Origin of the sequence: Chromobacterium vaccinii (genome assembly GCF_000971335.1) — a bacterium.
GTDB classification, from domain to species: domain Bacteria; phylum Pseudomonadota; class Gammaproteobacteria; order Burkholderiales; family Chromobacteriaceae; genus Chromobacterium; species Chromobacterium vaccinii.
On record NZ_JZJL01000014.1, the window covers coordinates 16,946 to 39,485 of the forward strand.

General features: G+C 62.8%; 26 protein-coding genes. 11 read left to right on the forward strand and 15 right to left on the reverse strand.

Going from position 1 to position 22,540, the window contains the following annotated elements:
* Positions 1–17: 17 nt before the first annotated feature.
* From VL52_RS09115 to VL52_RS24470, 3 genes are all read right to left on the reverse strand, one after another.
* Positions 18–410 (reverse strand): MerR family transcriptional regulator, encoded by a 393-nt coding sequence (locus VL52_RS09115; protein WP_046156740.1) that lies wholly within the window; start codon positions 408–410, stop codon positions 18–20.
* A gap of 472 nt (positions 411–882) precedes the next feature.
* On the reverse strand, positions 883–1,353 hold the full coding sequence (locus VL52_RS09125) for an RICIN domain-containing protein (protein ID WP_081665967.1): 471 nt from the start codon (positions 1,351–1,353) through the stop codon (positions 883–885).
* Between the two features lie 214 nt (positions 1,354–1,567).
* Positions 1,568–2,077 (reverse strand): hypothetical protein, encoded by a 510-nt coding sequence (locus VL52_RS24470; RefSeq protein ID WP_144410199.1) that lies wholly within the window; start codon positions 2,075–2,077, stop codon positions 1,568–1,570.
* A gap of 16 nt (positions 2,078–2,093) precedes the next feature.
* Here VL52_RS24470 and VL52_RS09135 point away from each other — a divergent pair, with 16 nt between their 5' ends.
* Together VL52_RS09135 and VL52_RS09140 are read left to right on the forward strand one after the other, a co-directional pair.
* Positions 2,094–2,774 (forward strand): YecA family protein, encoded by a 681-nt coding sequence (locus VL52_RS09135; RefSeq protein WP_021476270.1) that lies wholly within the window; start codon positions 2,094–2,096, stop codon positions 2,772–2,774.
* 143 nt (positions 2,775–2,917) lie between these two features.
* Positions 2,918–3,883 (forward strand): CE1 family esterase, encoded by a 966-nt coding sequence (locus tag VL52_RS09140; protein WP_046156743.1) that lies wholly within the window; start codon positions 2,918–2,920, stop codon positions 3,881–3,883.
* Between the two features lie 47 nt (positions 3,884–3,930).
* Here VL52_RS09140 and VL52_RS09145 read toward each other — a convergent pair whose 3' ends face one another.
* The 3 genes from VL52_RS09145 to VL52_RS09155 all read right to left on the reverse strand — a co-directional run bounded on the left by VL52_RS09145 (position 3,931) and on the right by VL52_RS09155 (position 7,090).
* Positions 3,931–4,449, reverse strand: coding sequence for a DUF5610 domain-containing protein (locus VL52_RS09145; RefSeq protein WP_046156744.1), 519 nt, complete (start codon positions 4,447–4,449; stop codon positions 3,931–3,933).
* 17 nt (positions 4,450–4,466) lie between these two features.
* Positions 4,467–5,111 (reverse strand): DUF5610 domain-containing protein, encoded by a 645-nt coding sequence (locus tag VL52_RS23235; protein ID WP_052717399.1) that lies wholly within the window; start codon positions 5,109–5,111, stop codon positions 4,467–4,469.
* Between the two features lie 194 nt (positions 5,112–5,305).
* Positions 5,306–7,090, reverse strand: coding sequence for an acyl-CoA dehydrogenase C-terminal domain-containing protein (locus VL52_RS09155; RefSeq protein WP_046156745.1), 1,785 nt, complete (start codon positions 7,088–7,090; stop codon positions 5,306–5,308).
* A 189-nt stretch (positions 7,091–7,279) separates the two neighbouring features.
* Between VL52_RS09155 and VL52_RS09160 the strand changes: the two genes are divergently transcribed.
* The 6 genes from VL52_RS09160 to VL52_RS09185 all read left to right on the forward strand — a co-directional run bounded on the left by VL52_RS09160 (position 7,280) and on the right by VL52_RS09185 (position 13,889).
* The gene (locus tag VL52_RS09160) at positions 7,280–7,837 is read left to right on the forward strand and encodes a DUF2062 domain-containing protein (RefSeq protein WP_046156746.1); all 558 of its coding nucleotides are present in this window, start codon (positions 7,280–7,282) and stop codon (positions 7,835–7,837) included.
* Positions 7,824–8,381 (forward strand): NUDIX domain-containing protein, encoded by a 558-nt coding sequence (locus tag VL52_RS09165; protein ID WP_046156747.1) that lies wholly within the window; start codon positions 7,824–7,826, stop codon positions 8,379–8,381. Before VL52_RS09160 ends, VL52_RS09165 begins: the two co-directional genes overlap by 14 nt.
* A complete protein-coding gene (locus tag VL52_RS09170; RefSeq protein WP_115618613.1) occupies positions 8,368–8,685 on the forward strand; it encodes a PilZ domain-containing protein in 318 nt (105 codons plus the stop codon). The genes VL52_RS09165 and VL52_RS09170 overlap by 14 nt, the downstream gene beginning before the upstream one ends.
* A gap of 303 nt (positions 8,686–8,988) precedes the next feature.
* Positions 8,989–10,917 carry a PrkA family serine protein kinase gene (locus tag VL52_RS09175; protein ID WP_046156749.1) on the forward strand — a complete coding sequence of 643 codons (1,929 nt, stop codon included), beginning with the start codon at positions 8,989–8,991 and terminating at the stop codon, positions 10,915–10,917.
* 153 nt (positions 10,918–11,070) lie between these two features.
* A complete protein-coding gene (locus VL52_RS09180; protein WP_046156811.1) occupies positions 11,071–12,351 on the forward strand; it encodes a YeaH/YhbH family protein in 1,281 nt (426 codons plus the stop codon).
* Positions 12,348–13,889, forward strand: a complete 1,542-nt coding sequence (locus VL52_RS09185) for a SpoVR family protein (protein ID WP_046156750.1) — start codon at positions 12,348–12,350, stop codon at positions 13,887–13,889. Before VL52_RS09180 ends, VL52_RS09185 begins: the two co-directional genes overlap by 4 nt.
* 93 nt (positions 13,890–13,982) lie before the next feature.
* Here the strand turns inward: VL52_RS09185 and VL52_RS09190 are convergent, their stop codons facing one another.
* The 5 genes from VL52_RS09190 to VL52_RS09210 all read right to left on the reverse strand — a co-directional run bounded on the left by VL52_RS09190 (position 13,983) and on the right by VL52_RS09210 (position 17,502).
* Positions 13,983–14,450: a hypothetical protein gene (locus VL52_RS09190; protein WP_046156751.1), complete on the reverse strand. Its 468-nt coding sequence runs from the start codon at positions 14,448–14,450 to the stop codon at positions 13,983–13,985.
* Between the two features lie 70 nt (positions 14,451–14,520).
* Positions 14,521–15,321, reverse strand: a complete 801-nt coding sequence (locus tag VL52_RS09195; RefSeq protein ID WP_046156752.1) for an ATP-binding cassette domain-containing protein — start codon at positions 15,319–15,321, stop codon at positions 14,521–14,523.
* Complete coding sequence (locus tag VL52_RS09200) at positions 15,314–16,279, reverse strand: FecCD family ABC transporter permease (RefSeq protein ID WP_046156753.1); 966 nt, start codon at positions 16,277–16,279, stop codon at positions 15,314–15,316. Before VL52_RS09200 ends, VL52_RS09195 begins: the two co-directional genes overlap by 8 nt.
* Positions 16,280–16,315: 36 nt before the next feature.
* Entirely contained in the window at positions 16,316–17,122 is an 807-nt protein-coding gene (dapB, locus tag VL52_RS09205; protein WP_046156754.1) for a 4-hydroxy-tetrahydrodipicolinate reductase, read from the reverse strand.
* Positions 17,119–17,502: an outer membrane protein assembly factor BamE gene (locus VL52_RS09210; RefSeq protein ID WP_046156755.1), complete on the reverse strand. Its 384-nt coding sequence runs from the start codon at positions 17,500–17,502 to the stop codon at positions 17,119–17,121. The genes dapB and VL52_RS09210 overlap by 4 nt, the downstream gene beginning before the upstream one ends.
* 97 nt (positions 17,503–17,599) lie before the next feature.
* On the opposite strand from VL52_RS09210, the gene fur reads away from it, so the two are divergent.
* The 3 genes from fur to VL52_RS09225 are packed head-to-tail and all read left to right on the forward strand — an operon-like array spanning position 17,600 to position 19,447.
* Positions 17,600–18,031 (forward strand): ferric iron uptake transcriptional regulator, encoded by a 432-nt coding sequence (gene fur, locus VL52_RS09215; RefSeq protein WP_021476286.1) that lies wholly within the window; start codon positions 17,600–17,602, stop codon positions 18,029–18,031.
* Positions 18,028–18,729, forward strand: coding sequence for a leucyl/phenylalanyl-tRNA--protein transferase (gene aat / locus VL52_RS09220; protein WP_046156756.1), 702 nt, complete (start codon positions 18,028–18,030; stop codon positions 18,727–18,729). The genes fur and aat overlap by 4 nt, the downstream gene beginning before the upstream one ends.
* A complete protein-coding gene (locus VL52_RS09225) occupies positions 18,716–19,447 on the forward strand; it encodes an arginyltransferase (RefSeq protein WP_046156757.1) in 732 nt (243 codons plus the stop codon). Before aat ends, VL52_RS09225 begins: the two co-directional genes overlap by 14 nt.
* Before the next feature lie 60 nt (positions 19,448–19,507).
* Here VL52_RS09225 and VL52_RS09230 read toward each other — a convergent pair whose 3' ends face one another.
* From VL52_RS09230 to motD, 4 genes are all read right to left on the reverse strand, one after another.
* Positions 19,508–19,969, reverse strand: a complete 462-nt coding sequence (locus tag VL52_RS09230) for an outer membrane lipoprotein (RefSeq protein ID WP_031296090.1) — start codon at positions 19,967–19,969, stop codon at positions 19,508–19,510.
* Between the two features lie 24 nt (positions 19,970–19,993).
* Positions 19,994–21,028: a quinone-dependent dihydroorotate dehydrogenase gene (locus tag VL52_RS09235; protein ID WP_046156758.1), complete on the reverse strand. Its 1,035-nt coding sequence runs from the start codon at positions 21,026–21,028 to the stop codon at positions 19,994–19,996.
* 73 nt (positions 21,029–21,101) lie between these two features.
* The gene (locus VL52_RS09240) at positions 21,102–21,692 is read right to left on the reverse strand and encodes a malonic semialdehyde reductase (RefSeq protein ID WP_046156759.1); all 591 of its coding nucleotides are present in this window, start codon (positions 21,690–21,692) and stop codon (positions 21,102–21,104) included.
* Entirely contained in the window at positions 21,689–22,525 is an 837-nt protein-coding gene (motD, locus tag VL52_RS09245; RefSeq protein WP_046156760.1) for a flagellar motor protein MotD, read from the reverse strand. The genes VL52_RS09240 and motD overlap by 4 nt, the downstream gene beginning before the upstream one ends.
* Between the last annotated feature and the right edge of the window lie 15 nt (positions 22,526–22,540).

Genomic DNA, 22,540 nt, shown 5'->3' on the forward strand with positions numbered 1-22,540 from the left:
TGCAATAATGCCTTGGGTCAGGCTGCCGCGCCGCCGCTGGCGATCACGCCGCGGCAGTGCGTTTCCAGCGCGCCGATCTCGTCCAGCACCGCGTCGATGTCGCGGCGCTGTTCTTCCAGCTGGCGGCGCCGGGCCAGCAGCAGGTCCAGCAGCTTCTGGGACTGGCTGGCTTCGTCGTGGGCCAGCTGGTACATGTCTATGATTTCGCGGATTTCCGCCAGCGACAGGCCGATGCGCTTGCCGCGCAGGATCAGCCTCAGCCGGGCGCGGTCGCGGCGGGTGAACAGGCGTTGGCGCCCGTCGCGCCGGGGCTCGATCAGTCCCTGTTCTTCATAGAAGCGGATGGTGCGCAGGGTGACGTCGAATTCGCGCGCCAGGTCGGAGATGGTGAATAGTTCGGCTTGGTTCATGGATTTCCTTACAGGCGCGATTGTAGCGTTTTTCCCACGCGGCTTGCTGAAAGCTTGATTTACGTTTACGTAATCGTCAATTGTTGCTTCAAGATTTTAAGGACATCGTTGCCGAAAAGCCGCCATGGCAAGCGCTGCGGCCAGTCATGATCGATACGTGGAATGAGTGTCCCGTTAGGCGAGGCGGGCCAGCAGGGTATTGACGAATGGGGGGCGCGTGGATTCAGTCATTTGTCTGGAGGCGCGTTTCCGGGCAGCGGGCCAATGTGTCGGATCATGGCGTGGAGTGAGGGGCACGGCTCGGCCATTTTGTTGAGTGAGCAGGTTGATGAAGGAGGCTTGCGCGCCTTGTTCTGAGCCAGGCGCCAGGCGTTCGCACCGCGTCAAGAATGCGGGACCGCAGAAGGCGTCCCGCATCTGGCGGATAGGAGGAGACGGCAGCTCAGACCGCCGTTGACGACTCCTGAGCGCTTTATCGCACTACCCATACTTGATTATCGTTGCCTGACATGCAATCCCATACCTGAACGTTGGTGCCGTTCGTGGTCCCGCCGCCGCTGACATCCAGGCACTTGCCGCCGACCCAGACAATCCTGCCGGGAAAGTTGGAGTCGGTCGACCATTGCTGATTGCGGTTGCCCGCTTGGCAATCCCAGATTTGGACATTGGTGCCGTTGGCGGTGCCTCCGCCGGAGACATCCAGGCATTTGCTGGTGCCTGCCCAAATGATTCTTCCTTGGCTGAGTATCCATTGCTGATTGCCGTTTCCGGGCTGGCATTGCCACATCTGGACATTGGTGCCATTGGCCGTGCCGCCTCCGCTGACATCCAGACAATTGCCGCCATGACCTATCACCGTGGCGGCATGCGCAGCGACGCTGAACAGGGATGCGCTCCCAAGTATGGCCAAGCCCATCAATACGGAGTGAGTCGTTTTCTTCATGTCAATCTCCAAATCAGAGAGTCAATCAGAATTCGTTAGCGGTCACATTTGATATCGAAATATCCGGCTTCGGTTTCCTGATATGGCTGGAGACGTGGAGCATGGGTGTTTCTTACTGCCGATGGCTGCCTATCGGCGCAACATGACTGCCAGAGCGAATGCTTTACTGCCACGTGAGTATGGAGTCTGATTCTGCTCATTCAAGTTGGTATGTTTACTGATATAAGTTATTGTTTTTAATGGTTAAGTCATTCGTGTTGTAGAAGAGAAAATGCATATGGAGAAAGCGGCGTTCAGGGAGTCGCGGCTGATATCGGATAGCTAGTGGCGTTGTGTCGCAATGGGGGAGAATCCTGTGTCTCTGGCAAGCAACTGAGGCATTGCGGAGGGTCGCCAGGGCTGATGGGTGGCAAAATGCAATGTCTTCGCGGGGAGCGGCGCGTGCGAGTCGCTTGGGCACAGTGAAGACGCGGCGTGAAATCATCACTGTTCTTTTTGCCAGGGATGGATCACCCATTGCAAGACTCATCGCGATATCGAGCTTGTCGGCTGTTTCCCCGATGCCTGCCATCGGCAAAATCCAGAAATGCCTGATGTGGAGGACGATGGTGGAAAAGTTGAGTCTGAACGACGCCAGGATGGCCTGATCGAGGACAAGAACGCTAGTCGAAATGCGAGGCCGCCGCCGCGCTTTTGGCTTACAATGCCGCCAGACCAGATACATCCAGAGGAATCACACCATGACCGCAACCGTTTTCAATGATGCAGACCTGACCCGTCTCGAAACCCTGCTGACTCCGCTGTCGGCCAGCGGCAGCACCATGCGCCCGGACGAGGTGCAGGGCTTCTTCTCCGCCCTGGTCAGCGGTCCGGACGCGGTGGACACTGACTTCTGGCTGCCGGAAGTGCTGGGCGATGCGCCGGCTTTCGAAAACCAGGCCGACGAAGTCGAGCTGAAGGCCCTGCTGCAGAAACTGTTCGACGCCACCCGCGACGCGCTGGCGGCGGGCGAGGAGCTGGACCTGATCCTGTACGCCGAGGAAGACAGCGGCGAAGAGGGCGAGCCGGACTACTGGCCGTGGGCCAACGCCTACCTGTACGCGCTGGATCTGGTCGACACCGACTGGTTCGAAGTGGCGGAAGAGGATGAGGGCTTCGAAAGCCTGATGATGCCGATGCTGGTGCTGGGCGGCGCCTTCGAGGACGAGGAAGGCGGCGAAGATCTGCTGACTTTCACCGACGAAGAAGTCGACGGCTACAAAGGCGAGCTGAGCGACGCGCTGGCCGCGGTGTTCGCTTACTGGCGCGCCAAGGATCAGGCGCCCACCACCGTTCGCCGCGAAGGCGACAAGGTGGGCCGCAACGATCAGTGCCCGTGCGGCAGCGGCAAGAAATACAAGGCCTGCTGCGGCGCCAACTGAGGCGGCAGTCGGTGCCATGGAAAAAGCGGACTTCGGTCCGTTTTTTTGTTTGCGCCCGCGCGCATCTCGGCGCTGCGGGTATCGCGCTAGCCTGAAGCCTGAGCGGGTGATAGAACGAATCATGGTGGGCCTGGGAGGCGGCGATGGATTGGAAAACTTGGCTTTGCGGCGGTGTGGCCGCGCTGGCCGCCGCAACCGCGCTGGGCGCGGAGGTGGCATCGATGCGGATTCTGCGTCCGGAAGGCGCGCGCGATTATCTGCGGGTGACGCCGCATCCCTTGCCGGCAGGCAAGCGTCCGCTGGTGATTCTGCTGCATGGGCACGGAGGTTCGGCGCGCCAGCTGCTGGGCCTGGAGGCGGGCGCGGCGCCGTTGTCGCAATGGATGGAGATATCCGACCGCGAAGGCTTGCTGCTGGCGGTTCCCGACGGCGCGCGGGGCGGCGACGGAAAGCAGGGCTGGCATGATTGCCGGGCCGACGCCGCTAGGAACTCGCAGACCGACGACGTCGGCCTGGTCGCCGCCATCATCCGGCGCGAGGTTGCCGAGCGCGGCGCCGATCCGGCGCGCGTGTACGCGATGGGCATGTCGAATGGCGGCATGATGGTCTTCCGGCTGGCCAGCGAGTTGGGCGATGGCCTGGCGGCTTTCGCCACCGCCGGCGCGTCGATGGCGCGCAGCAGCGGCTGCGCCGCGCCCAGCCATCCCTTGTCCGCGCTGATCATTGCCGGCACTGCGGACCCGGTGGTGCCCTATGCAGGCGGGCAGGTTCGCCTGTTCGACGAAAAAGGGCGTGGCGAGGTGATGCCGGTGGCGGACAGCGCCGCGTTCTGGCGCCGGCTGGACGATCTGCCGGACATCCCGCATGTCACTGCGCAGTTGCCGCATGCCAGCGCCGGCGACCCGACCCGGGCCACGCTGACGCAGTGGGGAGAAGATGGCCCGGGGCGCAGAGTGCTGCTGCTGACCATCAGCGGCGGCGGCCATGTCGAACCCAGCGTGGCTCATCGGGTCGGCGCGTTATACACGCATCTGCTGGGGCATCAGAATGGCGATGTGGAGTCGGCGGAGCTAGCCTGGAAGCTGTTTCGCGACCAGAGAAAACCGTGAGTTCATCGCCGCCGGAGGCCCGCGGCCTTGAGATTCGAGAGGCGGGGCTAGACAGCCAGCAGCCGTTCCTCGAACAGCTGCTGGGTCAGCAGAAGCAGGCCCTGCAGCTGGTCGGCGACGACGGGCGTATAGACGTTCAACTGGCGCAGCACCTGGCAGGTTTCCTGATAGCCGCGCTCCAGTCCGGAGCGAGCCAGCGGAGCGAACGCCTGCAGGAGAGCCTGAGAGGATAGGTCTTCGCGCTGCCGGCGATAAAGCTCCAGCAGGATTTCCATGCCCAGCAGCAGGCGCTGGCTGTGGCTGCCGCCGGTCAGTTCGTTTTCCGGCGGCAGCACTGGTTCGATGTCCAGGCCGGCCAAGCGGGAGATTTGATCCATGGCCGCGCTGAACAGCAGCTCGGCGGCTTGCGCGCCCTGGCTGAGGCTGATGTCGGCGCTGTCCTCTCTCGCGGGCTTGCCGCCGTGCTGGCCGGTCCGGTGTGAGACAGCGAACGGCTCATGATTGCCGGCCGGCCGCGGCTGCACGCCGCGGATCGGTTGCACGGCGATATCGTTATCCTCCGCCATCGCCGTCTCCCGCAGGCTCAGCTAGCGCTGGCCTGGCTGGTTCCCGTCCCGGACGAGGCCGATTGGGCGCTGGAGGACAGGTTGCTTTTCAGGAAGGCGTCCAGGCCTTTTTCGACCAGATCCTTGGTCTTTTCCACCCCGCTTTGCACGTCGCCGTTGAATACCTTGAGGCTTTTGAGGATGTCGGTGGCTTCGCCGTAACCCTGTTCGAAGCCCTGGCGGATCAGGTTGACGAAGTTTTTGGCCTGGTCGTCGGCGCTGAGTTCAGGATGCTGTTGCTGGTACAGCGCGAACATGCTGGTGGCGCCGTCCAGGATGCGCTTGGAGGTGGCTTCCGGCGAGTTGTCGTCGCTCTGGCCGTCCTGCTGGATGGAAATGCTCAGCTGGGTGCTGCTGACTTGCAGCGACCCGCTGCCCTGATTTTGCTGAGAGCCGTCCTGGTTGGAGAAGTCGGCGTTCAGAATCTGGGTGATATTGGTGATCGACGCACGGAACAGCAGAGTTTGAGACTGCTTGCCGCTGCTGATCGACACATCCAGCGACTGCACCAGCACCGAATTGAGCTGGTTGCGGGAGTTTTGGGCGCTGTAGGCGGAACTCTGGGCCGGGAGCGCGCTGCCGGCCTGGCCGGGCTGATTGTTGTTCAGAGAGGATATCGACATCACGGACTCCTGTCGGCGCGTCGTTATTTGGCTGGCGCACGCTTGTGGTGGTTGAGAGGACAACTCCAGTATGCCCCGATATCGGCAATCCGGCCGAAAACTTGGGGGCGAGGTGGGCAAGTAATTGATTTTGCTGATCAAAATGACACAGGCCGCGCCTGGGCGCGGCCTGGAGGGCAGCGATGCGTCGATGCTTAGAAGACGAAGTGCTCCTCGTCCAGCGCCATCAGCGGCTTGGCGCCGGTCTTGATGCTGGCTTTCAGCGCTTCGGCCTCCGGCAGCAGTTTGGCGTAGTAGAAGCGGGCGGTGGTGATCTTGGCGTTGTAGAACGCGTCGTCGCCCTGGCCCAGCTTGGCGAACGACACTTCGGCCATGCGCGCCCACAGCCAAGCATAGGTCAGGTGGCCGATCAGGCGCAAGTAGTCGGAAGCGGCCGCGCCGGCCTCATCCTTGTCTTGAAGGCTGGCCATGCCCACGCCCATGGTCAGTTCGCCCACTTCCTTCATCAGCCTGGCGAGAGGATTGGCGAATTCGCCCAGTTGGGGGTGGCCTTCGTGCTGCTGGCAGAACTGGTGGATCAGCTTGGTGAATTTGCGCAGTTTGGCGCCCTGGTCCAGCAACACCTTGCGGCCCAGCAGGTCGATCGCCTGGATGCCGTTGGTGCCCTCGTAGATTTGCGAGATGCGGGCATCGCGCACCAGTTGCTCCATGCCCCATTCGCGGATGTAGCCGTGGCCGCCGAACACCTGCACGCCGAGGTTGGCCGCGGCGAAGCCGTTGTCGGTCATGAAAGCCTTGGCCACCGGGGTCAGCAGCGCGACTAGGTCGGCGGCGTCGGCGCGGACGGCTGCGTCCGGATGCTTGTCCTCGATGTCCAGCTGCAGAGCCAGGAGGCCGGCCAGCGCGCGGCCGGCTTCGGTGTAGGCCTTCTGCGTCAGCAGCATGCGGCGCACATCCGGGTGGACGATGATGGGGTCGGCGGCCTTGTCCGGGCATTTCGCGCCGTTCAAGGCGCGCATCTGCAGCCGCTCGCGGGCATAGGCCAGCGCGCCCTGGAACGAGGCTTCGCCCAGGCCCAGGCCCTGCATGCCGCAGCCGAGGCGGGCGGCGTTCATCATGGTGAACATGCAGGACAGGCCCTTGTTGGCTTCGCCGATCAGCCAGCCCTTGGCGCCGTCCAGGTTGATCACCGCGGTGGCGTTGGCCTTGATGCCCATCTTGTGTTCCAGGCTGCCGCAGGCGACGGCGTTGCGGCTGCCGTCCTTCAGGTATTTGGGCACGATGAACAACGAGATGCCCTTCACGTCCTTGGGCGCGTCCGGCAGGCGTGCCAGCACCAAGTGGATGATGTTGTCGGACAGGTCGTGCTCGCCGGCGGAGATGAAGATCTTGGTGCCGCTGATGAGGTAGCTGCCATCGGTTTGAGGCTCGGCTTTGGATTTCAGCAGGCCTAGGTCGGTGCCGCAGTGCGGCTCGGTCAGGCACATGGTGCCGGTCCAGCTGCCGTCCACCAGCTTGGGCAGGTAGGTCGCCTTCTGCTCGTCGGTGCCGTGGGCGTGGATGGCGGAATAGGCGCCGTGCGACAGGCCCGGGTACATCGACCACGCCACGTTGGCCGAGCATTGCATCTCCATGATGGGAAAACCCAGGCTTTTGGGCAGGCCTTGGCCGCCGTAGGCCGGATTGCAGTCCAGCGCCGGGAAGCCCAGCTCGCAATACTGCTTGTACGCTTCCTTGAAGCCGGCCGGAGTGGTGACAGACTTGGTGGCGCTGTCATAGTGACAGCCTTCCTCGTCACCCTGGCGGTTCAGCGGCGCGAGTTCGGATTCGCAGAATTGGGCCGCTTGTTCCAGGTAGGCGCTGAAGATGTCCTGGGTGGCTTCTTCATATCCCGGCAATGTGGGGATGATGTCCTGCACCTTGATCAACTCGTTGAGAACGAAATCAAAATCGCGCAGAGGGGCTTTGTAAGCGGGCATTCGGTTTCTCCAGTTGGTTGGCGCCGCCTGGTGCGTGCCAGGGCGATACGTTGTTATGATGAGACCCTGTGTAGGCTGGGGTATTCATTCAAACGATTGTTTAAATTATTCCCGGGATTTTGACAACTAAATCGCGCTCGCGCCTTGGCGGGGGTGTGGTTTAACGGCAACGCGACGGCAAGAAATGGAATGACCTGGCTTAAACGCAAAATGCGCCGCTTTTCCGCGGCGCGGCACAATTGGTTCGCGCGCCCCGGCATGCGGCGGCTGGCGCCGTATCTGGATCGGCCGGCCTATTGGTCGTTCAACCGCCGCAAGGTGGCGATGGGCGTGGCGGTGGGGCTGTATTCGGGCGTGATGCCGGGCTTCACGCAAAAGGCCACGGCGCTGGCGCTGGCCTTGTTGCTGCGGGTGAACATTCCGGCGGCGATGGTGGTTTCGCTGTACAGCAATCCGCTGACCGTGCTGCCGCTGTACTATCTGGCCTATCGCTATGGACGATGGCTGCTGGGCTCGGACGCGGCGGCTACAATGACGGCGCCCCCGGGTTTGCTCGCGCTGGGGCCGGCGGCCTGGGCGCGGCAGACGCTGGGGTGGCTGATTGATTTGGGCTGGCCGCTGCTGGTGGGCATGCCGGCATTGGGGGCGACCCTGGGCGCGGCGGGCTATCTGGCCACCCGGGTATTATGGCGCTGGGCGGTGGTCAGCGCATGGAACGATAGAAAGGCGAAGTGTGGATCTCGTTGAAAAACGGTTGTCGTCGGAACTGGTCTACCAGGGCGGATTTATCAATGTGCGCAAGGACCGGGTAGCCCTGCCGGATGGCAACGAATCCTCGCGCGAATACATTCTTCATCCCGGCGCTGTGGCCGTGCTGGCGATCACGCCGGAGGGCGAGCTGGTGCTCGAGCGGCAATACCGTTATCCGGCCGGCCGCGAGTTCATCGAGATACCGGCCGGCAAGATCGACCCGGACGAAGCGCCGGAGCAGACCGCCCGGCGCGAGCTGCTTGAGGAGACCGGCTACCGGGCCGGCCGTTGGACTTATCTGGGCACCGCCCATCCCTGCATCGGATACTCCAACGAAAAAATCAGCTATTACCTCGCGCAAGAACTTATGCTTAGCGAAAGGCAACTGGACGCCGGCGAGTTTCTGGAAGTGCTGACCGTGCCTCTGGACGCCGCGATGAACATGGCGCTGACCGGCGAAATTTGCGACAGCAAATCCATCGTCGGCCTGCACTGGCTGGCGGCTTACCTGGGCGGGAGGATGCGGGGTGTCGAGATTTGACGCGTATTACGACCGGCGGCGAGGCCGCCGGGTCAGCATGGGGTGCAAGGCCCGCATCAAGTCGCTCTTGAGCGGGCAGACGTTCTACGGGGAGTGCGTGGACTTGTCGGTGGACGGCATGGCCCTGCGCTCGTCCTTCGTGCCGCAATTCGGCGAACGGCTCAGCGTGATCGTGCTGGTGCCAGGCGTCGGCGCCACTTCGGGCAAGCCGTTCGAGGCCGAGGTGGAGGTCAAGCGCTGCAATGAAGTGCAGCGCGGACTGATTTATGAAATAGGCGTGCGCATCCTGGTGCGAAAAACCTGAGCGGCGAGATATTCATCGCTTTCCCGCACTAATTTCAGTAGGCATTACAAGAATTTACTAAGCTTCATCTATTGTTACAAAAATCCGCAATTAAAAAAATCCATTGATTCAAAGACTTCCCCCACACAATGTTCTCGGCACTGCCTGAACCCGGTTCAGACCGGCTTTTGTCCGGTTGATTGGCGCTGCTATGCTATACCCAAAATAGAACCGGAGACACAGTCAGTACTCTAATTCAGCAAGGGGAAAGGCAGATTGCGAGTTGCAGCGCGCCCAGCCCCTGCTACCAGCCAGGAGAGAGTCATGCACCCGGATATCTTCAGTCACTACGCAGTGCGATACGACAAGACCCGCGAGGAGGAGTACACGATCCAGGAGTACCTGGAGCTGTGCAAGAAAGATCCGGGAGGCTACGCCACGGCGGCCGAACGCATGCTGACCGCCATCGGCGAGCCCGAGTTGGTGGATACCCGCCACGATTCGCGGCTGTCTCGCATTTTCTCCAACAAAGTCATCAAGGTTTACCCGGCATTCCGTGACTTCTACGGCACGGAGGAGGTGATCGAGCAGGTGGTCGCCTACTTCCGCCACGCGGCCCAGGGGCTGGAAGAGAAAAAGCAGATCCTCTACCTGTTGGGGCCGGTGGGCGGCGGCAAATCGTCTATCGCCGAGAAGCTGAAAGAGCTGATGGAGCTGGTGCCGTTCTATTGCCTGAAGGGCAGTCCGGTCAACGAGTCTCCGTTATCCCTGTTCAGCTACGATGAGGACGGCTCCATTCTGGAGGAACAGTATGGAATCCCGCGCCGCTACCTGAAATCCATCCCCAGCCCCTGGGCGGTCAAGCGCCTGCACGAGTTCAACGGCGATATCGGGCAGTTCCGCGTGGTCAAGCGCTATCCGTCGGTGTTGCGCCAGGTGGCCGTAGCCAAGACCGAGCCGGGCGACGAGAACAACCAGGACATCAGTTCGCTGGTGGGCAAGGTGGACATCCGCAAGCTGGAAAAGTACGCCCAGGATGACCCGGACGCCTACAGCTACTCCGGCGGCTTGTGCCTGGCCAACCAGGGCCTGCTCGAGTTCGTCGAAATGTTCAAGGCGCCGATCAAGGTGCTGCACCCTTTGCTGACCGCTACTCAGGAAGGCAACTTCAAGGGAACGGAAGGGTTCGGCGCAATTCCCTTCGACGGCATCATTCTCGCGCACTCCAACGAGAGCGAGTGGAAGCAGTTCCGCAACAACAAGAACAACGAAGCCTTCCTCGACCGGATCTACATCGTCAAGGTGCCGTACTGCCTGCGCGTGGCCGAGGAAATCAAGATTTACGACAAGCTGATCCGCAACTCCTCGCTGGGCAAGGCACCATGCGCGCCGGGCACGCTGAAGATGATGGGCCAGTTCGCGGTGTTGTCGCGCTTGAAGGAGCCGGAAAATTCCAGCCTGTACAGCAAGATGCAGGTGTACGACGGCGAGAATCTGAAGGATACCGATCCCAAGGCCAAGTCGCTGCAGGAATACCGCGATTACGCCGGCGTGGACGAAGGCATGAGCGGTTTGTCGACGCGCTTCGCGTACAAGATTCTGTCCAAGGTGTTCAACTTCGACCACAGCGAGGTGGCCGCCAATCCGGTGCACTTGCTGTATGTAATAGAGCAGCAGGTCGAGCGCGAGCAATTCCCGGCTGAAACGGAACAGAAATACCTGACTTTCCTGAAGGAATATCTGGCGCCGAAATACGTTGAATTCATCGGCAAGGAAATTCAAACCGCCTATCTGGAAAGTTATTCCGAATACGGGCAGAACATTTTCGACCGATACGTGACTTTCGCTGATTACTGGATACAAGATCAGGAATATCGCGATCAGGATACCGGCGAAATTTTCGACCGCACGTCTCTTAATGCCGAACTGGAGAAAATCGAGAAGCCCGCGGGAATTTCCAATCCCAAGGATTTCCGCAACGAGATCGTAAACTTCGTTTTACGGGCCCGAGCCAACAACGGCGGCAAGAATCCCACCTGGACCAGCTACGAGAAGCTGCGCACGGTGATAGAGAAGAAGATGTTCTCCAACACCGAGGAGCTGCTGCCGGTGATCTCCTTCAACGCCAAAGCCAGTGCCGAGGATGCGAAGAAGCACGAGGACTTCGTCAATCGCATGGTGGAGAAGGGCTATACCGCGAAGCAGGTGCGGCTGCTGTGCGAGTGGTATCTGCGCGTGCGCAAATCCTCATAAGCCGCCCGAGCCGGCCCGGCCAGCGTGCCGGGCCTGCAGGAGGCGCCGGGTCCGCGCGGTCCGGCGACAAGGAGACACAACCGCGCGCGGCGATCGGTCACGGGTTCCGGCAAGGAAGCCGGTAGCCGCCAGCAGCGCGCCAGAGAGGTGGCGATGTCCCACATCATAGACAGACGCCTCAACGGCAAGAACAAGTCGGCGGTCAATCGCGAACGCTTTCTTCGCCGTTTCAAGGCGCAAATCAAGGAAGCCGTCTCCAAGGCGATCAAGGGGCGGAGCATCACCGATATCGAGAGCGGGGAAAAGGTATCCATCCCGGTGAAGGACATTTCCGAGCCCAACTTCCATCATGGAAAGGGCGGCGTTTGGGAAAACGTCCACCCAGGCAATGAGGAGTTCATCAAGGGGGATCGCATGCCGCGGCCCCAGGGCGGCGCCGGCGGCGGCGGCAGCAAGGCCAGCCAGGACGGCGAGGGCGAGGACGATTTCGTGTTCCAGCTGTCGCGCGAGGAATTCATGAACGTGTTCTTCGACGACCTGGCCCTGCCCAACCTGGTCAAGACGCAGCTGATGGGCATCGAGGAAATGAAAACGGTGCGCGCCGGCTATACCAACGACGGCACCCCCACCAATATCAACATCGTTCGTTCGCTGCGCGGCGCGCTGGCGCGGCGGGTGGCGATGGCCGCGCCGACGCTCAGCAGCATAGACGAGGCGGAAGAGGAGCTCGATACCTTGATCGAGTCCGATGACGACAACGCGATGGAGGTGAGGGACAGGCGGCAGCATATCCATCAGATGAAAGAGCGGCTGGCGAGCATTCCATGGATAGATCCGTTCGACCTGCGCTACAACAACCGTGTCAAGCAGCCCAAACCGACCAGCCAGGCGGTGATGTTCTGCATCATGGACGTGTCCGGCTCGATGGACGAGCAGAAGAAGGACATGGCCAAGCGCTTCTTCATCCTGCTGTACATGTTCCTGCAGCGGAATTACGAGAAGATCGAAGTCGTATTCATCCGCCACCATACCAGCGCGGTTGAGGTCAATGAGCAGGATTTCTTCCATTCCCGCGAGAGTGGCGGCACCGTGGTGTCGTCCGCATTGAACCTGATGAGCGACGTCATCCGCAAGCGCTATTCCAGCAGCGAGTGGAACATCTACGCCGCCCAGGCGTCCGACGGCGACAACTGGGACAGCGACTCTGCCAATTGCGGCCGCATCCTGGAAGAGAACCTGCTGCCGTACTGCCAGTATTTCGCCTACATCGAGATCACCGAAGGCGAGCCGCAGAACCTGTGGTACGAGTACCTGAAGGTCAAGGCGCAGTGTCCGCAGTTCGCGATGCAGAAAATCCGCTCCGCATCCGACATTTATCCGGTGTTCCGGGAGCTGTTCAAGCGCCAGCCGGCGAATGGGAGGGTGTCGGTATGAAACGGACGCGCAAGGGGGAGGGCACGGCGCCGATTTCCACCGGCTCGGAATGGACTTTCGACCTGGTCGGCGAATACGACCGCGCGATTCGAGAGATCGCCGTGGGAGAATTCAAGCTGGACGTGTATCCCAACCAGCTGGAAATCATCACCGCCGAGCAGATGATGGATGCCTACGCCTCGGTGGGCATGCCGGTCAATTACAACCACTGGAGCTACGGCAAGCACTTCGTCTCCACGGAGAAGAGCTACAAGCGCGGCCAGATGGGGCTGGCTTATGAAATCGTGATCAATTCCAACCCCTGCATCGCCTATCTGATGGAAGAGAACTCCATGATGATGCAGGCGCTGGTGATTGCCCACGCCGCCTATGGCCACAATAGCTTCTTCAAGGGCAACTACCTGTTCCGCTCCTGGACCGACGCCTCGGCCATCATCGATTACCTGGTGTTCGCCAAGAGTTACATCATGAAGTGCGAGGAGCGCTACGGCATCGACGAGGTGGAGGAGCTGCTGGATTCCTGCCACGCGTTGATGAATTACGGCGTCGACCGCTACAAGCGGCCGCAGAAGCTGTCGCTGGCCAAGGAGCAGGCGCGCCAGGAAGAGCGCGAGCATTATCTGCAGATGCAGGTGAACGACCTGTGGCGCACGATACCGAAGCGCGACAAGGATGGCGGCGACAAGATGCCGCCGCGCTTCCCGGCCGAGCCGCAGGAGAACATCCTGTACTTCATCGAGAAATCGGCGCCGCTGCTGGAGCCCTGGCAGCGCGAGGTGGTGCGCATCGTGCGCAAGGTGGCCCAGTACTTTTATCCGCAGCGGCAGACTCAGGTGATGAACGAGGGCTGGGCGACGTTCTGGCACTACACCATCATGAATCGTTTGTACGACAAAGGCCTGATCACCGACGGCTACATGCTGGAGTTCCTGCAGAGCCACACCAATGTGGTGTCTCAGCCGCCGGTCACCGCGCGCTGGTACAGCGGGATCAATCCCTATGCGCTGGGTTTCTCGATGTACCAGGACATCAAGCGCATCTGCGAGGAGCCGACCGATGAGGATAGGGCCTGGTTTCCGGATTTGGCCGGCAGCGATTGGCGGGAGTCGCTGGAGTTCGCGATGCGCAACTTCAAGGACGAAAGCTTCATCTCCCAATACCTGTCGCCCAAGCTGATCCGCGATTTCCGCCTCTTTTCGATCCGCGACGACGACCGCGACGACAAGCTGGAGATTTCCAGCATTCACGATGAGGAAGGATATCGGGACATCCGCGGCAAGCTGGCCGAGCAATACAATCTGGGCTCGCGCGAGCCGAATATCCAGGTGTGGTCGGTCAATATGCGCGGCGACCGCAGCCTGACGCTGCGCCATACCATGCACAACCGCCGGCCGCTGGAGGAACAGAGCGCGCAGGAAGTGCTGAAGCATGTGTGCCGGCTATGGGGTTTCGACGTACGGCTGGAGAGCGTGGACATCAACGGCGAGGTCAAGCAAGTATACGAGGTGCAGGCGGTGAAAGAGACTGAAACAGCCTAAAGGCTTTGGATATGAAACGAAACGGACGGCGCGGGCGCGCCGTCCGTTTTCTTTTCCCGTTCGGTTGGGCCGGGAGGCCGGCCCGGGTGGGGATCAGGCAGTGCCGGCCACCGGCGATAGCCGGCAGTGGGAGCGGTCTTCGAAACTGTCGTTGGGTTCGCCCCAGGCCTGAGCGTACAACAGTTGGCCATTGGCTTCGACGCGGATGGTGATTTCCTGGCGGAAGTGCTCGCTCAGGCTGCGGGGTCCGCTGGCGAACACCACTTCCAGCACGCCGTGTCCGCCCTCCGCCTGGCGTATCGCCGGGTGGGCCAGCACATAGGGCAGCTCGTCCATCACCGGCCACAGGCACAGCGTGCCATCGGGCAGATAGCCGAGCAGGGTGGTTTCTCGATGCAGGATTTCGCCGTCGGTGCCGCTGGCCGTGTAGTGCAGCAGCAGCGCGCGCTGGCCGGGCAAGGCCTGCCAGTGCAGGCAGCCGGTGAAGGTCTGGTCTTCGTGGTTGATGCCTTCGCCACAGAACTGGTTGGGAAGCGATTGCAGAGCGGCTAGCAGCGGCATGACTTCTCTCTTCCGGTTGCGGATGCGAGATGGTCAGGATCGCAGGTTTGCCTGGCGAATGCAATACGGGTCAGGCTTGCGGGGGCGTTTGTCCGGGCATGGGGATGAAGGCGCGCCACGGTTGCTCGGGGTGGACCAATTCGGCCAGCCGCACGCCGTAGACGGCTTCCAACCGCTCGCGCTGCATCATCTCGCGGTTGTCGCCGCAGCCAGCCGCGCGGCCGTCGTTCAGCAGCAGCACCCTGTCAGCGTGGCGTAGCGCCAGGTTGAGGTCGTGCACGACCGCCAGCGCGCCGATGCCCAGTTCGCTGGCCAGCGCCCGGACCCGCGCCATCAGCGAGTCTGCCATCGCAAAATCCTGGGCTGCCGTGGGTTCGTCCAGCAGCAGATAGCGCTCGGGCCGCGGCGACAGCAGCAGCTGGCACAGCGCCCGCGCCAGTTGCAGTCTTTGCCGCTCTCCGCCGGAGAGGCGGGTCAGGTATCGATCGGCCAGGCCGGCGGCATCGCTGAGGCGCAGCGCCTCGGCCACGGCGGCGTCGACGCTTTGCCGTCCGGCTTCCGGGCGCAGGTAGGCGCCGGCGGCCACCAGCTCCGCCCCGCGCCAGCCGTCCGGGGTCATAGGGTGCTGTTCGACGACGGCGCGCCAACTGGCCAGCTCCGCGCTGCGCATCCGCGTCAGCGGCTGTCCTGCGAGCAGAATGCTCCCTTGGTCCGGCTGCCACAGGCCGGACAGCAGCTTGAGCAGGCTGCTTTTCCCGGCGCCGTTGGGTCCCAGCACGGCCAGCAGCTCGCCGGGGCGCAGCGTCAGGTCTATATCGGCCAGCAAGATTCGGCCGCCTTTGCTCAGCGACAGGCCGCGGGCTTCAAGCATGGCGAGGTCCTTGGCGGCGAAGCAGCCACAGGAAGAACGGCGCGCCCAGCAGGCTGGTGATCACGCCGACCGGCAATTCGGCCGGCGCCAGCAGCGAGCGGGCCAGCCAGTCGGCGCTGACGGTCAGCCAGGCGCCCAGCAGCGGGGAGACGGCGAGCAGCCGGCGGGAGTCGCTGCCGAGCAACTGGCGCGCCAGGTGCGGCGCCATCAGGCCGACGAAACCTATCATGCCGCAGCCGGATACCACCAGACCGGCCGCGAGCGCGGCCAGCAGCACGATGCGCCATTCCTGCCCGCGCACGGAAAAGCCCAGATGGAAGGCGGCGCTTTCCCCCAGCTGCAAGGCGTTCAGGAAGCGCCAGTGGCTGAATAGCGCGAGCCAGACCAGCGGCGCGGACACGGTCAGCGCCAGGGCCAGCGGCCACTCTGCGCTGGCGAAGCTGCCCATCAGCCAGAAGGTCACCACGCGCAGAGAGCCGTCCGGCAGCATGGTGATCAGCAAAGTCAGCAGGCTGCCGAGCAGGGTGCTGACCGCCAGCCCGCTGAGAATCAGGCGGTTGCCGTCCTTGTCGTCGCCCAATAGCCGGACCAGAAGCAGCGCGCCCAGGCCGCCGGCGAAGCCGGCCGCCGCCACGCCGTACAGGCCCGCACCCAGACTCAGGGCCAGGGCCGCGGCCAGGGCCGCGCCGCTGTTGATGCCGATCAGGCCGGGCTCGGCCAGCGGGTTGCGGAAGCGGGCCTGCACCGCGCAGCCGGCGCTGGCCAGCAGCGCGCCCGCAGAGGCGGCGGCCAGCAACCGCGGCAGGCGCAGTTCCAGCAGCAGCTGCCATTCCAGAGCCGGCTGCGGATCCAGAGTGAGCAGGCTGGCGGGCCTCAATTGGCTGTGGTACAGCAGGGATGCTAGAGCGGTGAGGCCGAGCAGGGGGAGCAGGATGAAGAGAAGAGAGCGGACGCGCATGGGTGGGAGAGGGAGGGGCGGAGGCCCCTCCGAATGTCAGCGCAGGCCGAGCACGTCCTGCATGTCGAACAGGCCGTGCGGTTTTTCGGACAGCCAGCGCGCGGCGCGCACCGCGCCGTTGGCGAAGGTGGCGCGGCTGGAGGCCTTGTGGCTGATTTCCACGCGTTCGCCCAGCGTGGCGAACAGCGCGGTGTGATCGCCGACGACGTCGCCGCCGCGCACGGTGGCGAAGCCTATCGCATGCGGATCGCGCTCGCCGGTCACGCCTTCCCGGCCGTAAACCGCGCATTGCTTCAGATCGCGGCCCAGCGCGTCGGCGATCACCTCACCCATGCGCAGCGCGGTGCCGGATGGCGCATCCACCTTGAAGCGGTGGTGGGCTTCGATGATTTCGATGTCGTAGTCCTCGTTCAGCACGCGGGCGGCCACATCCAGCAACTTGAAGGTGAGGTTGACGCCCACGCTGAAGTTGGATGCGAACACAATGCCGATCTTGTCCGCCGCGGCGCGGATGGCGGCTTTGCCGGCATCGTCGAAGCCGGTGGTGCCGATTACCATGCGCACGTCGCGCTCAGCGCAGGCCAGCATATGCTCCAGCGTGCCTTCGGGGCGGGTGAAATCTATCACCACGTCGGCACCGTCCAGAGCGGAGATGAAGTCGGAACTGATGGCGATGCCGCTGTTGCGACCGCAGAACAGGCCGGCATCCTGGCCGATAAAGCCGGAGTCGGCGCGGTCTATCGCCGCATGCAGGCGGACACCCGGCGCATTCAGCACCGATTCGATCAGCACGCGGCCCATCCGGCCGGACGCGCCGACGATCACGATGTTCTGGCCGCTCATGGCTTCTTGGTTTCCTGAGCGGGCGCGGACGCGTCCAGCTGCTTGGCCGGCGGCGCCGGCTGAGCATTGCCTTCGATGCGGTCCAGCACATCGCCCTTGAAATAGACGGTCAACAATTTATCGCTGGCGGGATCCACCTTGCTGCCTTTGACGTCGCTATACTTGTAGTCCCAGCGATCGGCATGGAAAGGATCGGTCAGCAGCGGGGTGCCCAGCAGGAAGCGCACCTGAGCGCGGGTCATGCCGGGCTTGAGCTTGGCGACGGCGTCCTGGGTCACGTAATTGCCTTGCTGGACTTCCACGCGGTGGCTCCAGTCGAGCGGATTCATCGAACTGCAGCCGGCGACTGCGATGACGGCGGCGAAAATCAGGGCGCGCATGGTACTCCGATTGACTCAAACGTTTATGAGGCTGTAATTAGGCAAAGCCGTCAAAAGGCTTTATCATGATTCGAAAACCGAGACACTTTATATCACGATGAGCAAAGCCAGTCACCTCAAAGATATCGGCCTGAAAGCCACCGGACCGCGTCTGAAAATCCTCGATCTGTTCGAGCAGGGCGACGCCGGCCACATGTCCGCCGAAGACGTCTATCGCAAGCTGCTTGCGGAAAACATCGACATCGGACTAGCCACCATTTACCGCGTGCTGACCCAGTTCGAACAGGCCGGCATTCTGGTGCGCCACCATTTTGAAACCGGCAAGGCTGTGTACGAGCTGAACCAGGGTGGCCATCACGATCACATGGTCTGCGTCAGCTGCAACAAGGTGGTGGAGTTCTTCGATCCTGAGATCGAGGCGCTTCAAGACCGGATCGCAGAACAGCATGGTTTCCGCATCGTCGAGCATGCGCTGTACATGTATGGCGAGTGCCCGGACTGCCTGGGCAAGAGCGGCCGCCGCGGATGATTCCCTGGCTCGGTCCCGAGCCTGTCTTCCCGCCGGTGTCGCAGGCCCTCAGTCATCCCAACGGCCTGCTGGCGGCCGGCGGCGACCTGTCGTCGCGCCGCATTCTCACGGCCTATTCCGAGGGCATTTTCCCCTGGTTTTCCGAAGGCGAACCGATATTGTGGTGGTCGCCCGCGCCCCGCATGGTGATGTTTCCCGATGAGCTCAAGGTCAGCCGTTCGCTGGCCAAAACGCTGCGCAATCTCGATTACGAGGTTCGCGTCGATGCCGCTTTCTTCGAAGTGATGCGCGCCTGTTCCGAGCCGCGGGCGGGGCAGGACGGCACCTGGATCGTGCCGGAAATGGTGGCTGCCTATTGCCGGTTGCATCAGTTGGGCTACGCCCACAGCTTTGAAACCTGGATGGATGGCGAGCTGGTCGGCGGGCTGTATGGCGTCTCCATCGGCCGCATGTTCTACGGCGAGTCGATGTTTTCGCGGCGGCGGGACGCGTCCAAGCTCGCCTTCGTCCATATGGTTCGGCATCTGCAAGCCCAGGGCGTGGCGATGATAGATTGCCAGATGCACACCGAGCATCTGGCCAGCCTCGGCGCGAGGCTGATATCGCGCGATGTTTTTCTTGCTACTCTGAAAGAGAGCATCCGGCATCCTCAGCCGGATCAGATGTGGGATTACCATTACCGCCATGAGTCATCGTGAAGCCGGCCAGGTCGCGGCCATCCATTTCTACGCCACTGCGCCATACCCGTGCAGCTATCTGTCCGGCCGACAGGCACGCTCTCAGGTGGCGATCCCGGCCGAGGCGATAGACAGCGGCGTCTATAGCCAGCTGGTCAGGCTGGGCTTTCGCCGCAGCGGCCTCTACACCTACCGCCCTTATTGCGATTCCTGCCAGGCCTGCATCCCGGTGCGGCTGCCGGTGGATCAGTTCCGGCCCAGCCGCACCCAGCGGCGGGTGTGGCGGCGCGGCGCCGAGATGAGCGCGCGCTGGCTGCCGCTGGGCTTCGACGCCGAGCATTACGCGCTGTATCGCTGGTATCAGCAGACCCGCCACGCGGGCGGCGGCATGTCGGACGACGACGCGCAGCAGTATTCCGAGTTCATCCTGAAAAGCGGGGTGGACAGCCATTTGGCCGAATTCCGGCTGGGCGGCCAGCTGAAGATGGTGAGCCTGGTGGATCGGCTGGTGGACGGCCTGTCAGCCGTTTACACCTTTTACGATCCGGAGGACAGCCAGTCCAGCCTGGGGGTCTACAACGTGTTGTGGCAGGTGGAGCAGGCGCGCCTGCTGGGACTGAGCTATGTCTATCTGGGCTACTGGATCGCAGACTGCCGCAAGATGGCGTACAAGTCCGGCTATCGGCCGCTGCAGATGCTGTACGGCGGCCGCTGGCAGGCGATGCCGGAGCGCGGCTGAGATGGATGCAAACGAAAACAGGCCCGAAAGGGCCTGTTTGCATTGAGGGGCGATGTCCGCTCAGTACGGCACGACGCGGTCGTTGCCGCCGCCGCTCAGCACTTTGACGCGCTGATTGGCGACGAAGGGGATGTCGGCTTCCTGGACGATGGAGATGGTGCGGCCGGTATCCAGCTTGACGGTGATTTCCAGCGCGTTCTTGGTCATCGCGCGTTGCGCGGCCTGGGTGCCGAAGCCGCCGGCCAGCGCGCCGACGATGCCGCCGGCGATCTGGCCCTTGCCGCCGCCGATATTGCTGCCGGCCAGGCCGCCCAGCGCGGCGCCGCCCAGAGTCAGCAATTCGTTGTTCTGGCCTTCCATTTTCACATTCTGCACCGACAGCACGGTGCCGAGCTGCACGGTCTGCGCCTGGCGCATCTGGCCTTTGGAGTAAACGGCTGCGGAATCGGATGTCGAGCAGCCGGCGAGCACGCCGACGCTCAGCAGGCTGACCAGGGTAATGCGGCTGATGGAAGAAATCATTTTTTCCTGCTCCATTCTTTCTATTTAGTTGCGAGCTTGTAGATATTGCGCCGCCGCCCGCGCGCATTCGCTGACCAGCTCCGGACCTCGATAGATCAGGCCGCTGTATAGCTGCACCAGGCTGGCGCCGGCATCCAGTTTTTCCACGGCGTCGTTGCCGGAAAGGATGCCGCCAACTCCTATGATAGGCAGAGCGCCGCCAAGTTCCTTGTGCAGTTTGCGTATGACTTCTGTTGAGCGGCTGCGAACCGGCGCGCCGGACAGGCCGCCGGCCTCGTTTTCCAGCGGATGGCCGGCCACTTCGCGGCGCGACAGCGTGGTGTTGGTGGCGATGACGCCGTCGATGCCGTTGCCGGTCAGCAGTCGGGCAATCTCGGCTATCTGCTCGTCGTCCAGGTCCGGCGCGATCTTCACCGCCAGCGGCACGTAGCGGCCATGCTTGTCGGCCAGCGCCTGTTGGCGCTGCTTCAGCGCGGCCAGCAGCCGGCCCAGCTCGTCGCCTTGCTGCAGTTGACGCAGGTTCTTGGTGTTGGGCGAGGAGATGTTGACGGTGACGTAGCTGGCGGCGGCGTAGACCTGATTCAGGCAGGCCAGGTAGTCGTCCACCGCGTTTTCTATCGGCGTGATCGCGTTCTTGCCGATGTTGATGCCGAGCACGCCCTTGAATTTGCAGCGGCGCACATTGTCCAGCAGCGCGGCGACGCCATAGTTGTTGAAGCCCATCCGGTTGATGATGGCCTCGTGTTCCGGCAGGCGGAATAGCCGCGGCCTGGGGTTGCCGTCTTGAGGGCGCGGGGTGACGGTGCCGATTTCGATGAAGCCGAAACCGAGCGCGGCCAGCGCGTCGATGTGGGCACCGTTTTTGTCCAGGCCGGCGGCGAGGCCGACGGCGTTCGGGAAGGTCAGGCCCATCGCCTGCACCGGCTGGCGCGCGGCGGGGGAGGCGGCCAGCGGCGTCAGGCGCAGCCGATGCGCGCGGTCGAGCATCTTCAATGTGTGCTCGTGGGCGGTCTCCGCGTCGAATTTGAACAGCAGCGGGCGCAGCAGCGGGTACAGCATGGCATTCTCCGGGCAGACAAATGCCCGGCATTATAACCGGGCATCGGGATCAGGCCAGCGGCAAATGCGCGGCTTACAAAATCCGGCAGGCCTCGTCGAAGTCGAAGCGAGGCGAGCGCGGGAACAGCTTGTCGGCCTCGCCGTAGCCCAGGTTGATCAGGAAGTTGGACTTGAAGCGGCCATCCGGGAAGAAGGCCGCGTCGACGGCGGCGTTGTCGAAACCGGACATCGGGCCGCAATCCAGGCCCAGCGCGCGGGCGGCCAGGATCAGGTAGGCGCCTTGCAGCGTGCCGTTGCGGAAGGCGGTGGTGTCGATCAGCGGCTGATTGCCCTCGAACCAGCTCCTGGCGTCCGCGTGCGGGAACAGTTGCGGGAGGTGTTCGTAGAAGCGGGTATCGTGGGCGACGATCACGCAGACCGGCGCGGCCAGGGTCTTGTCTACGTTGCCGGCGGCCAGGCAGGGCTTCAGCTTGGCCTTGGCTTCGTCGCTCTTGACGAACACCAGGCGGGCCGGCGAGCAGTTGGCGCTGGTCGGAGCCTGCTTCAGCAACTCATGCAGTTGATGCAGCAACTCGTCGCTCACCGGACGCGGTTGCCAGTGACTGTGGGTGCGGGCATTCAGGAACAGCTGTTCCAGCGTGGCGTGGGAGAGGGGAGTGCTCATGGTCTTACCTCGGTTGGGGTGGGGTGTTGTTGTTTGGCGTCTCCGGCGGAGGGCGCGGAGTTTTGAGGAGTTGCAGGTTCTTCGAAGGTGTTGGCCTGAACGGAGACGGTGACGCGGCGGTTGCGGGCGCGGCCGTCGGCGGTGGCGTTATCCGCAACCGGCAGATTGGCGCCATGGCCGACAGCCACCATGCGTTGCGCCGAGATGCCGTTTTCCTGAAACAGCCGCACCACGCCGCCGGCGCGCGCGGCCGACAGCTCCCAGTTGGACGGGAAGGCGGGCGTGCGGATCGGCGCGTCGTCGGTGAAGCCTTCCACTTTGATCGAGTTGTCCACATTCGACAGCAGCTTGGCCATATTGGACATCAGCGGCAGCGATTGCTGGTTCGGTTCGGCCTGGCCGATGGCGAACAGCGCGCTGTCGCGGATGTCGATATTGATCCCCTGGTCGGTCTGGGTGATGGTGACCTCGCCGCTCTGCACCAGCGGGCTCAAAACCTTGGCCAGGTTTTGCGTCAGCTGGCCCAGCTTGGCGGCCTCTTCCTCCTTGCGGCCGTGGGAGACGGCCTTGGCGATGGGCTTGGTCTTCGGAATCTCTATCATGGTGTTGGCGCCGCCGGTGGGCGGCGTCGATTGCACCGTGATCACCGTGCCGTTGCGGAAGGCGTCCATGATGGCGGACGACATCACGCGGTATTTGCCCTCGTTCAGCGAGGAGATCGCGTACATCACCACGAAGAAGGCGAACAGCAGCGTGATGAAGTCGGCGTAGGAAACCAGCCAGCGCTCGTGGTTCTCGTGCTCTTCTTCCTGTTTTCTGCGCCGCGATGCCATCTTCGCCTCCGCCTG